9 protein-coding genes are annotated in these 11,850 nt (G+C 46.0%); 8 read left to right on the top strand and 1 reads right to left on the bottom strand.

Annotated features, from left to right (window positions below):
- Positions 1 to 91 precede the first annotated feature (91 nt).
- From DRED_RS15775 to DRED_RS15750, 6 genes are all read left to right on the top strand, one after another.
- Positions 92 to 553: a VanZ family protein gene (locus DRED_RS15775; RefSeq protein ID WP_011879255.1), complete on the top strand. Its 462-nt coding sequence runs from the start codon at positions 92 to 94 to the stop codon at positions 551 to 553.
- A gap of 130 nt (positions 554 to 683) precedes the next feature.
- Positions 684 to 1,013: a YtrH family sporulation protein gene (locus tag DRED_RS15770; protein WP_011879254.1), complete on the top strand. Its 330-nt coding sequence runs from the start codon at positions 684 to 686 to the stop codon at positions 1,011 to 1,013.
- On the top strand, positions 1,010 to 1,498 hold the full coding sequence (locus tag DRED_RS15765) for a hypothetical protein (RefSeq protein ID WP_011879253.1): 489 nt from the start codon (positions 1,010 to 1,012) through the stop codon (positions 1,496 to 1,498). The genes DRED_RS15770 and DRED_RS15765 overlap by 4 nt, the downstream gene beginning before the upstream one ends.
- A gap of 203 nt (positions 1,499 to 1,701) precedes the next feature.
- Positions 1,702 to 3,441 (top strand): LytS/YhcK type 5TM receptor domain-containing protein, encoded by a 1,740-nt coding sequence (locus tag DRED_RS15760; protein ID WP_238442542.1) that lies wholly within the window; start codon positions 1,702 to 1,704, stop codon positions 3,439 to 3,441.
- A gap of 12 nt (positions 3,442 to 3,453) precedes the next feature.
- On the top strand, positions 3,454 to 4,164 hold the full coding sequence (locus DRED_RS15755; protein WP_011879251.1) for a LytR/AlgR family response regulator transcription factor: 711 nt from the start codon (positions 3,454 to 3,456) through the stop codon (positions 4,162 to 4,164).
- A 133-nt stretch (positions 4,165 to 4,297) separates the two neighbouring features.
- Positions 4,298 to 5,737: a carbon starvation CstA family protein gene (locus DRED_RS15750; RefSeq protein WP_011879250.1), complete on the top strand. Its 1,440-nt coding sequence runs from the start codon at positions 4,298 to 4,300 to the stop codon at positions 5,735 to 5,737.
- Between the two features lie 125 nt (positions 5,738 to 5,862).
- Here the strand turns inward: DRED_RS15750 and DRED_RS15745 are convergent, their stop codons facing one another.
- The gene (locus tag DRED_RS15745; RefSeq protein ID WP_011879249.1) at positions 5,863 to 7,287 is read right to left on the bottom strand and encodes an NAD-dependent malic enzyme; all 1,425 of its coding nucleotides are present in this window, start codon (positions 7,285 to 7,287) and stop codon (positions 5,863 to 5,865) included.
- Between the two features lie 286 nt (positions 7,288 to 7,573).
- On the opposite strand from DRED_RS15745, the gene DRED_RS15740 reads away from it, so the two are divergent.
- The gene (locus DRED_RS15740) at positions 7,574 to 8,668 is read left to right on the top strand and encodes an efflux RND transporter periplasmic adaptor subunit (RefSeq protein WP_011879248.1); all 1,095 of its coding nucleotides are present in this window, start codon (positions 7,574 to 7,576) and stop codon (positions 8,666 to 8,668) included.
- Positions 8,669 to 8,683: 15 nt separating this feature from the next.
- Entirely contained in the window at positions 8,684 to 11,800 is a 3,117-nt protein-coding gene (locus tag DRED_RS15735) for an efflux RND transporter permease subunit (RefSeq protein ID WP_011879247.1), read from the top strand.
- The last annotated feature ends 50 nt before the right edge of the window (positions 11,801 to 11,850 follow it).

Raw genomic sequence — 11,850 nt, 5'->3', positions numbered from 1 at the left:
TCAATATGGACCTTTCCCAGAAAGATTTGGGAAGGTCTTTTTTTGATCTTAGAGAAATAATGTATTAAAATGCCTTTGAGGAGACTTGCATATGCGAATTTGGAAACGTATTTTACGGGTTGTCCTACAGTTATTGCCCTTTGCTTATATGGCCTTTATTTGGTACCTATCCAGTCAGTCCAGTAATTCCGTAGTAGATTTGGGCCTTTATGACTCCATCATTAAGGAAAGCTTGCACCTGGTGGAGTTTGCCATATTATACGGGTTATTGGTGCTGGCCATGCTTTCAAGGGGTGAGTTAAGCCCGCAGGGAAATCGCCGGGCTATATTTGTGGCGGTGTTTTATGCCTTGCTGGATGAATTACATCAATCCTTTATTCCCTCCCGTTCGGCGTCAGTATTTGATTTGGTTAAGGATTTTACCGGCATTGCCACCCTTTGGTATGTTCTCAAGAAAACTTATTATAATCAGGAGAATTCCTTGATTGGAAAAGGCTTAAAGGCCATAACCAAGGAACTGCCAGGGGACCCTGCAGGACAAAGGGGCAAGTAGTCTTTGAAAGGTGGGTGAAACCTTGGCGATACCATAGCCTAAGGCGGCTATAGAATTTGTATTGTATGCCGCATATTTTTTTCACTCCGTAAATAAGGATTAAGAGATTGTCCTATTTAGGGGTGATGAGATGGAGACCTTTGAACATAAAGTGATATTAATTTTTTTCACGGCGCTTGGTATTATGCTGGGGTCGGTACTAATTGGTTCTCTGGCAGCTGTTTTGGTGAGGGAGCCATCCCTGGGAGTTATGCTAAAGTTGTCCCGGGATATGAAAATATGGGCCATTGCGGCGGCCATTGGTGGGACCTTTTCTACCTTTGAAGTCTTTGAAAGCGGTCTCTTTAATGGTGAGGTACGGGCGGTCATAAAACAAGTTTTTTATATTGTTAGTGCCCTGGCGGGGACACAAGCTGGGTATTATCTGATTCTAGCCCTATGTGGGGGTCAATCCAAATGAAAGTAGCTTTTTTTAAGGGACTAGCTCTACTAGTGCTGGGGGTTCTCTTGGGAGCCGCAGGAACCAATGTGATTATTGGTAAACAGGTGGATCACCTGACCTTGGCCAACATGACCCTGCGGGATCAGTTGACAGATACTCAAACGGAGTTGCTTAGAATAAAAGAGAGTACACAGAAAAAGAAGAAGAAGACCATAACCAATATAGAAACCTTTATTATTATGGCCTCCCGTGAAGGATTAACAGATTTTGATGAGCTCAGTGTAAGATTGGAAGCCAATGAAAAGGTTAAAACCTGGCTGGCTCCTCTAATGGGTCAGGAAGTGGAGGGTCTTGATACCCTTTGGATTCCTGGTGTTGTTGACAATCGTGAGATAGAAGCCAACGGTAATCACTACCTTTTGAAATCCTATTTGGTGGTTATAGATGAAAAAATAACAGTTTATTTAAAGGCTACTCAAATAAAGGGGGAAGCCAAACAATAATAGTGTAAGACATAGGTGGTATTATGAATATAAAAAAATTAAATGTTTATTTTCTTAAACCAGAACCCAAATTTCTTGGCTCCGTTATTTCTATTAACGGGGATGGCAGAAAAACCAGAGATTAAGTAAAACGGGGGAATGATAAGGATAACCCGGGAACAGAAGATTCGACATTTTTTACGGGGGTCTGACCCCCTTAGGAGGTGCGGCAACTGGCTTGGTCTTTACTGATTTCAATGGCCCAGCGCATGGGCTTTATTGTGGCCATTGCTTTTTTATTTACCCGCTGGCAAGGGTTTCGATCCCTGTTAGAGAATAGGCCCACGCTGAAGGGAAAACTATATCTAGGGGTTATTTTTGGCATCTTTGGTATCATTGGAACTTATACTGGCATCACCGTAACACCCAGGGAGGTGCAAAACCTTTTTCCTGGCACCCTAGCCTATGAAGATGCCATTGCCAATTCCCGGGCCATCGGAGTTATGGTGGGTGGCTTATTGGGTGGTCCGTTGACGGGTTTACTGGCGGGGTTAATTGCCGGCGTTCACAGAATGTCCATGGGAGGATTTACGGATATGGCCTGTGGAATTTCCACGGTCTATGAAGGGCTCCTGGCAGGGGTTATTTACTATAAAATGAAACAAAAAACCCTAACTCCCGGCGTGGCGTTAATGACGGGTCTGGCCGGGGAAATCGGTCAAATGGCCATTATCCTCATGGTGGCCCAGCCCTTTTACAAAGCGCTGGCCCTGGTCAAAATTATTGCCATGCCCATGATTTTAGCGAACAGTTTAGGAATTGCCTTATTTATAGCCATTGTTCAGACTGTTGTAGAAAACGAAAGAACCATTGGCGCCATTCAGGCCCAACGGGCGCTGGCCATTGCGGATAAAACCCTTGCTCACCTGAGAAAGGGGTTAAACCATGAATCAGCCCTGGCGACGGCACAAATTATATATGAAGAGTCCTGTGCCGGTGCAGTGGCAATTACAAACCAGGAAATGATCCTTGCCCATGTGGGGGAAGGGTCTGACCATCATCATCCTGGCGCACCGATTTTAACCAAAGTAACAAGGGAAGTTTTACAACATGGCCAACTTGCCATTGCTGCCAGCCCCCAGGAGATTTTATGCACCAATGTTCATTGTGCACTGCAATCGGCGGTGGTGGTGCCCCTTTACAATGGAAAAGGGATTGTGGGGACCCTTAAGCTTTACTCTGTGCGGCGGCAGCAACTGGACCGACTGATGGTGGAGTTGGCCCGGGGATTAGCACAGCTATTTTCCACCCAACTGGAGCTGGGGGAAGCAGAGAAGCAGGCCAGGTTGGTCCAGGATGCGGAGATTAAGGCTTTGCAGGCTCAAATAAATCCCCACTTTCTTTTTAATGCTTTAAATACTGTGGTGTCTTTAATTAGAACCAAACCAGATGAAGCAAGAAGTGTCCTCATTCACCTGGGTACCTATATCCGGCAAAATTTAAAGAGCTCCTTGAATAAGTGGACTAACTTGGAAACGGAGCTAAAACATGTGGAGGCTTATTTAGCCGTTGTACAAGCTCGTTTTTCCCATCGACTAAGGGTTGAAATGAATATTCCACTTACTTTACACGGAGTGGTTATACCACCCTTAACCCTGCAGCCTCTGGTGGAGAATGCGGTTCAACATGGCTTCCCCAGAATCACCGAAAACTCCAGCATAATCATAGAGGCGGTACAGCAGGAGAAACAAGTGCGAATCTCGGTAACGGATAACGGTGTAGGCATAGAGAGGGACCGGGTGGAAGAACTGCTAAAGGCAGAAAAGAGAAGTGATGGGGGGATTGGTTTAATTAATGTCCATAGCAGGCTCATTAGTATATTTGGGCCCCAGGCCGGTCTTTCCATTCATAGTGAACCCGGTGCAGGTACCAGAGTTGAATTTTCAATTCCGATTGCTCAGTGATGGAGGTTGACCATGAGGGTAGTGGTAGTGGATGATGAGGCCCCGGCCAGGGATGAGTTAATTTATTTGCTTAAACAACATGCCGACATTGAGGTGGCGGCTGAGGCGGAGGATGTTCAATCGGCTTTACAGGTAATACGGAAAGAACGGCCGGATGCCGTGTTTCTGGATATCTCCATGCCCGATGGAGAGGGTATGGAAGTTGCCCGACAGTTGGACCGCTGGGTGGAGCCGCCACTGGTGGTTTTTGCAACTGCCTACGACCAGCATGCCGTGGAAGCCTTTACTGTAAATGCAGTGGATTATCTCTTGAAACCATTTTCTGAGGAACGAGTGGCAGAAACCATCGATAAACTCCGGCGGTTGCTAAGTCATAAAAAGCAAAACCAATTGCAAAAGAAGATTGCGGTCAGTGATGAGGATTTAATCAAGTTACTGAATCCAGAAGAAATTGTTTTTGCCAGTCGTCAGGGCCGGGAGGTTATGATTAAAACCTTTGATAAAACCTATTCTGTTAACTATACTTTGCAGGCCCTGGAGAATAGGTTGGGGGACTTACCATTTTTCCGCCCCCATTATAGTTTTCTGGTCAACATTGATAAAATTGAAAGGATAGAGCCGGGTTTTCAGGGACACCAACTGGTCATGCAGGATGAGGATTCCTCAAGGGTACCGGTAAGCCGCAACGGAATGAAAGAGATCCGGCGGCTGTTGGGTATATAAAAACATTTCATAAATCCATTTTGACAACTTATGCAGTCCTTTTGACCAATTGTGCAGGTTTTAAACAAACCGCAGCCTCCTTGGAGTACTATGTAGTCAAGCTACTAATTACTTTGTTAAGGAGGGAAGGGAAATGTTTACCTTTATTGCTGCAATTATACTATTAATCGCCGGGTATTTTACTTACGGCAAGTTTGTTGAAAAGGTTTTTGGTGTGAATGAAAAGAATGTTTGTCCGGCTTATGCCAAACAGGACGGCGTAGACTTTGTTCCGATGGAATGGAAGCGTGCCAGTCTGGTTCAGTTGCTGAACATTGCAGGGTTAGGCCCAATTTTTGGACCCATCATGGGTGCCCTGTGGGGACCTGTGGCCTTTGTTTGGATTGTCTTAGGTTCTATTTTTGCCGGTGCTGTCCATGACTATTTCTCTGGTATGCTATCTGTGAGAAATGGTGGTTCAGGCCTGCCGGATATTGTGGGCAGGTACCTGGGAAAAGGGATGAAATCCTTTACCAACGTTTTTGCATTAATACTGCTGGTATTAGTGGGTACCGTCTTCATGACCGGCCCTGCTAAACTGCTGGCGGATCTTACTCCCGGCTGGATGACGCTATCTGTCTGGGTTGGTATTATCCTGGTTTACTATGTCTTTGCCACCCTTTTGCCGGTGGACAAGATCATTGGTAAAGTGTACCCCTTCTTTGGTGCTCTGTTACTGATTATGGCCTTTGGGGTAGCTGGTTCCCTGTTAGTACAGGGCTATCACATTCCGGAGTTAACCTTTGCTAACCTGCATCCCAAGGGCGCACCAATTTGGCCGTTGCTGTTTATTACCATTGCCTGTGGTGCCATTTCCGGCTTCCATGCGACCCAGTCTCCCATTATTGCCCGTTGTACTGAAAATGAAAGAGAAGGGCGTAAGATTTTCTACGGTATGATGATTGCCGAAGGTATTATTGCCCTGATCTGGGCTGCGGCTGGCATGGCTTTCTATGGTGATACGGCAGAACTAGGTAAAATGCTGGCTGCCGGTGGACCTGGCCCCGCTGGAGTGGTAAAAGAAGTGGCTACCACCATGATGGGTGCCATCGGTGGAACCATGGCGGTACTGGGTGTTATTGTACTGCCCATTACCTCCGGAGATACTGCTTTCCGGGGTGCTCGGATGCTGATTGCCGACTTCTTTAAGCTGGATCAAAAGCCCTTTGGTAAGCGTCTGTTGATTGCTTTCCCGCTTTTTGCAGTAGGGTACTCTTTGACACTGATTGACTTTAACTTCCTGTGGCGTTACTTTGCCTGGGCGAACCAGACAACAGCCATGATTATGTTGTGGGCAGCTGCCATGTATCTGTTACAGAATCATAAAACCCACTGGGTTGCATCGATTCCCGCAGCATTTATGACTGTAGTGACCTTCACCTATATTCTGATGGCACCAGAAGGGTTTAAACTGGCAACCAATATTGCTTATCCCTTGGGCTTTGCCCTGGCCTTGATTCCCATTGGACTTTTTATAAAAAGGGCCTTTGGACAGGATAAAATGGCAACATTACCTGCTAGAAAACCCATGTAAGTATTAGAAAGTCCCAAAAAAGGCAGAACTAATAAAAATATTTAGGGAGAACTCAATATACATTTGGGTTCTCCCTTTGCTTATCTGGAAACCGTTTCTAACTCATATCATTTATCAAAAGAAAATTAAAAGTTATGACCATTTATTCCATTATGCAGTCCCTTGCGGGACACCCCGGTTTTTCTTGCAACATCTTCCACTGCTTTGGACACAGCCGGAGCCACTTTTTCATTAAATACAGAGGGTATGATGTGTTCTGCGGTAAGCTGGTCCTCCTCAATAATACCAGCCAGTGCATAGGCAGCGGCCAAGCACATTTCATCATTAATGGTCGTAGCATGGCAGTTTAGGGCTCCTCGGAAAATGCCGGGGAAAGCCAGGGCATTGTTGATCTGGTTGGGGTAGTCAGAACGTCCCGTGGCAATAACCCCGGCAATATCATAAATTTCCTCCGGTGGAATCTCTGGTTCCGGGTTGGCCAAGGCAAAGACCACCGGTTTTGGGGACATTTTCTGGATGTCTGCACGGTTTAATACTCCGGGAGCGGAAACCCCCACAAAGGCATCGGCACCGGCTATAACCTCTTTAAGGCTTCCCTGAATGTTCTCTGGGTTGGTGTTTTCCGCAAGCCATTGCTTGGAGGGTTCCGAGGGCATATTGTGACGGGAGATGGCACCCTTTCGGTCGCACACAATAAGGTTACGGACTCCAGCGCTTATTAAGATATTGGCAATGGCCACTCCCGCTGCCCCTGCACCGCTCATGACCAGCTTGATACTATGGATGTCCTTATCGACGACTTTTAGAGCGTTGATTAACCCCGCCACGGTGACAATGGCCGTGCCGTGCTGATCATCATGAAACACGGGAATATCCAGTAGCTGCTTTAGTTTTTCCTCAATTTCAAAACACTTGGGGGCAGCAATGTCCTCCAGGTTGATGCCTCCAAAGGCAGGGGCCAGGGCCGCCACAGTGTCTATGATTTGTTGGGGTTCATGTACATCCAGGCAGATGGGAACGGCATCCACCCCGCCAAATTGTTTGAAAAGCACCGCTTTTCCTTCCATAACCGGCAGAGCACCGGTTGGTCCCAAGTTTCCTAAGCCTAATACCGCTGACCCGTCTGTGACAATGGCTACGGTATTACCCTTCATGGTTAGTTTATAGGCCATATCCGGTTTCTGGGCCAGGGTTTCGGAAACCACAGCAACCCCCGGTGTGTAAACAATGGCTAAATCTTCCCAATTTTGCACAGGTCTTTTAGGGACCACTTCAATTTTACCACCCATGTGTCTGGTAATAACTCTGTCTGCCACATGGGTTACCTGTACATCTGGAATTCTTTTCAGAGTCTGAATCAAGTCGTTAAGATGTCCTTTTTCTTTAAGACGAACCATTAGGTCCCTGGTAATAAAGGACGGAGTGGCAGAGACTAGGTCGATGGCTCCCAAGCTGCCCCCTTCCAGGGCAATGGCATCTAGTACCTTTGCCAAGGTACCGGGTTTATTGGCCAGCCGGAGTTGAAGGGTAATGTTCAATGATGTAATCATGTAAGATCATCCTCTTCTATATTAGATAGTGTATTTTAGGAACGGTAGTACTACTGAAATATAGGTGGTTACCTCATTTTACAAGTTAACATATTGCTATTATTGTTATAATAACAAAAAATAAACATTAAGTGGTAAAAAATGACTTGACAACCAGTGCTTGTATTGGTAATTTTGCATTGGAAACTGAAGAAACCATAGAAGTTTTCACATTCAGAGTTGGCTAGCATGGGAAAAAGATCTCCTAAAAAGGACAAATTAGAGAATTGAAAAAGGAGTAGAGCGGATGAAAAGTAAATGGAAGCTCTGGTTGATTCCGGTGGTATTGATAGTAGCCTTTAGTGTTTTCAAAGGTGGTGCCTCCTGGGACAAGAAGGAAATCAAGCAGGATGTAGCTGTGCCAACAGTGGCCACTCGGCAGGTAAGTAAAGTGAATATTGAGAATTCTTTATCTGTTACTGGCAGTATTGAGGCCTTTCATCAAGCAGTTATCTTTGCAAAGGTACCCTCGGGGCGTGTTAGTAAAGTTGCGGTTCAAAACGGGGATCGGGTAGCTGCCGGTCAATCCCTGATCTATTTAGAAAGCCAGAGCTTTGCCAATACACTGAAAATAAACCAGGCAACCTTAAAGAAAGCGGAAACAGGACTTGCCACTGCCAGGTCTGATTATCAGCGTTTTCAAGAGCTTTATCAGCAGGGTGCTGTATCTCAGAAGGAATTTGAGGACAAAGAAGCAGCGGTGAAGTTGGCCGAAGCAGAGGCTAGTTCGGCTGCGGCGGCGGTGGCCACTGCGGAGGAAGATTTGCAAAATAGCACCATCACTTCTCCCATTGCGGGGTTGGTGGCCAATCGCAGTGTGACCACTGGCCAGATGGTCTCTCCCCAGGGGTCCTCTCTGATGTCAGTGGAGGATCTATCCTCTGTCTACGTGGTGGTAAACATTGAACAGAAGGATTTGTCTATGATTAAGCCTGGACTGAAGGCAGATGTAACAGTTGATGCCTACGGTAATAAAAAATTTACCGGTGTGGTGGAAGTAGTTAATCCGGTGGCAAAAAAGGAAGCCAGGGTTTTTGAAACTAAGATTAAGGTAGACAATAAAGATATACTTTTAAAACCTGGTATGTTTGCCAAGGTACAGATTAAAATCGGAGAAACGAAAGAGGTACTGACGGTACCCCAGGCAGCACTGGCATCAAAACAGGGTATGTATTTTGTTTTTCTCCCCAATGGTGATAAGGTAAAACGCCAGCAGGTGGAAATTGGACAGATCATTAACCAGTTAGTTGAAGTAAAATCAGGTCTTAGCGAGGGCCAGCAAGTGGTAGTAACCAACGTCAATAAACTAAAGGACCAGGATAAGGTAAAGATCGCCAAGTAACGGAGGGATAAATGTATGTTTTTAACCAACCTCAGTTTAAAAAGGCCGGTTTTTGCAACTGTTACCATTCTGGCTCTGCTGGCCGTAGGCATGATTAGTTACATAGGTTTAAATATCAATGATAACCCTGAAGTTGAGTTTCCCTATGTGGCTGTAACGGTTGTACAACCCGGGGTTTCACCGGAGCAAATTGAAAGCAAGATTATTTATAAGTTAGAGGAAGCCATTGGTCAGATAGCCGGTGTTAAACATATTTATGCCAATGCCCGGGAAGGGTATGCGCTTGTTTTTGCAGAGTTTACCCTTGAAACACCGCCAGAGGTGGCAGCCCAGGATGTTCGGGATAAAATAGGGACTATCCGGGGGGATTTGCCTCAGGATATTGAGGAACCGATTATTGCCAGGTTTGATCCTATGGCCTATCCCATTATATCTCTGGCGGTTACCGGGGATATCTCCATGCGAGAGATGACTGCGCTGGTTGAAGACCTAATCAAAAGAAGAATCGAAGTGGTTAAAGGCGTTGGTTCCATTGAACTCTATGGAGATGTAAAAAGAGAAATCCACATCAATTTAGATAAAGATAAACTGGCGGCCTATGGGCTGTCAACCGCTGAAGTGGTGAATAACCTGCGCAGTGAGAACATGGAGATGCCCGGAGGTAAGGTGAGCAGTCAAGACCGGGAGATTACCCTTCGTACCATGGGCAATGTAAACAAGGTTGAGGAATTTGCCAATTTGCCTGTGGCAAGGCGAGACGGGGTACAACTCTATGTCAAGGATGTTGCCACAGTGGTGGACGGTGTTGAAGAGCAAGACAGTATTGCCCATTATCAGGGTAAACAGGCCATCGGTCTGGATATTTTAAAACAGTCCGGGGCCAATACCGTAGAAGTGGCGGACAAACTGAAGGTAGTTGTGGAAGAAGTGAAAAAGGAACTGCCGCCCGGCGTTAAACTTGAAATCGTACGGGATAACTCGGCTTATATCCGGGATGCAGTAAATGATGTTAGAAACACTCTCATGGAGGGCAGTTTACTGGCGGTGCTGACTGTGTTTATTTTCTTGCGGGACTGGCGCAGTACATTGATAGCCGCCCTGGCCATTCCTTCTTCTATTATCGCCACCTTTTTTGCCATGAAGCTTTTGGGCTTTACACTGAATTTTATGTCTTTAATGGCCCTGTCCCTGTCCGTTGGTCTGCTGATTGATGATGCCATTGTGGTCATTGAGAATATTGTACGTCACTTGAGAATGGGAAAACCCGCCCTGGAAGCAGCCCGGGACGGCACCACGGAATTGGGATTGGCGGTGACATCCACCACCTTAACAGTTGTGGCAGTCTTTCTTCCCGTAGGGATGATGACGGGCATTGTGGGTCAATTCTTCAAGCAATTTGGTCTCACGGTTGTTTTTAGTGTATTGGTATCCCTTTTTGTGGCCTTCACGTTGGTACCCATGCTTTCATCAAGGTATCTAAGGACCGAGGAATATGTTCTTAAAGGGTTCTTTGGCAGGTTTATCAATTGGTTTAACAGGGGCTTTGACAGAGTTACCCTTCGCTATGCTGATTTTCTTAAGGTGGTGCTACGAAATCGTAAGAAAACCATTGGTATTGCAGTTTTACTCTTTGTGGGCAGCTTAATGATTATTCCTTTGTTAGGCTCTACCTTTATACCTGCCAGCGATGTGGGAGAACTGTATCTGGTGGCGGATATGGATGCTGGTTTAAGTACAGAAGCTGCCGGTGCCATCACCCAAAAAATCGAAGAAAAGCTTCGGCAATATTCTGAAGTGACCAAGGTATATTCCACCATAGAGGCGGACAGTGCCAACATTTTTGTCAAATTGGTGGATAAACATGACCGGGATCAAACCATTAATGAATTGGCGGCAACTATGAGAAGGCAATTGAATACCATCCCTGGAGTTAAGGTAACCATTAATCAGCAGGGAGGTACGGGCCAGGGGGCCATGGTTCAATTCAGATTACAGGGAGAGAATTTGGATCAACTGCAAATCTATGCGGAACAGGCAATGAGAATCATGGAGAATATTCCGGGCTCGGTGGATGTTGCCAGCAGTTATAAACCAGGCAAACCCGAAGGGCAAATTTTTATCAAGCAGGATGTGGCTGCTGATTTGGGGGTAAGCACAGCGAAGGTGGGGGATACCCTGCGAACTCTCTTCAACGGAGTGGTTGTTAGCCAGTTTGAAGATGGCGAAGACCGTCTCGATGTAAGGGTGCGCTTGTCAGAACATCAACGAAGGAATCTGGCGGATCTGAATAACCTTTACCTGCCCAGTGTTCATTCACCGGAGGGCGAGCAGTTGATGGTGCCCTTGAGTCAGTTGACAGAAACAGTCTTTTCTACTGCTCCCAGTCAAATTAATCGCTTTGATCGGATTAAGGAGATAACCCTGACTTGCAACTTGGATGGAGTTTCCCTGGGTGAATTTAACCAGGCCTTTAAGGAGCGAGTGAATCAAGAAATTAAGTTACCACCGGGTTATCGCTTCTATGAGGGTGGCGACGCAGAAATGATGGGAGATACCTTTGTTGCCATGATTTTAGCTTTGATTACTGCGGTGTTGTTTATCTTCTTTATTCTGGCAGCCCAGTTTGAAAGTTATATTGACCCCTTTTCCATTATGCTATCTTTGCCCATGGCCATTGTAGGTGCTATTTTAGGGCTGTTAATTGTAGGCAGCGATCTAAGTCTTATGTCCATGATCGGTATCATCATGCTAATGGGTCTGGTAACTAAAAATGCTATTTTGTTGATTGACTTTACCAAGCAGCAGCGGGCCAGGGGTGTGGAGCGCAATGAAGCTTTGCGTATTGCTGCCTTAACCCGTTTGCGTCCCATTATAATGACTTCCACTGCTATGATTCTTGGCATGATGCCACTGGCACTGGCCCTGGGACCCGGGGCTGAAGGACGGGCACCCATGGCACATGCAATAATAGGTGGTTTAATTACTTCCACTCTCTTGACGCTGGTGGTGGTGCCTGTAATTTATAGTATTTTGGATGATTTTAAGAAGAAGGGTCATCAAGTTAAGGAACGGATTTTTGCCCGGTCCAGACATACTGAGACACCCAGTGTGAGTAAAGAAACAGTGCAATAGTAATAAGCTGATCAGCACGCCTTGGGCGTGCTGATTTTGTTGATAAACCT

It is taken from the genome of Desulforamulus reducens MI-1 (assembly GCF_000016165.1).
GTDB classification, from domain to species: domain Bacteria; phylum Bacillota; class Desulfotomaculia; order Desulfotomaculales; family Desulfotomaculaceae; genus Desulfotomaculum; species Desulfotomaculum reducens.
This window is presented reverse-complemented; position numbering and strand designations above follow the sequence as displayed.

Coding starts and splice junctions, on each gene's coding strand:
- DRED_RS15775 (WP_011879255.1), top strand. CDS start 92: ATGCGAATTTGGAAACGTATTTTACGGGTTGTCCTACAGTTATTGCCC.
- DRED_RS15770 (WP_011879254.1), top strand. CDS start 684: ATGGAGACCTTTGAACATAAAGTGATATTAATTTTTTTCACGGCGCTT.
- DRED_RS15765 (WP_011879253.1), top strand. CDS start 1,010: ATGAAAGTAGCTTTTTTTAAGGGACTAGCTCTACTAGTGCTGGGGGTT.
- DRED_RS15755 (WP_011879251.1), top strand. CDS start 3,454: ATGAGGGTAGTGGTAGTGGATGATGAGGCCCCGGCCAGGGATGAGTTA.
- DRED_RS15750 (WP_011879250.1), top strand. CDS start 4,298: ATGTTTACCTTTATTGCTGCAATTATACTATTAATCGCCGGGTATTTT.
- DRED_RS15745 (WP_011879249.1), bottom strand. CDS start 7,287: ATGATTACATCATTGAACATTACCCTTCAACTCCGGCTGGCCAATAAA.
- DRED_RS15740 (WP_011879248.1), top strand. CDS start 7,574: ATGAAAAGTAAATGGAAGCTCTGGTTGATTCCGGTGGTATTGATAGTA.
- DRED_RS15735 (WP_011879247.1), top strand. CDS start 8,684: ATGTTTTTAACCAACCTCAGTTTAAAAAGGCCGGTTTTTGCAACTGTT.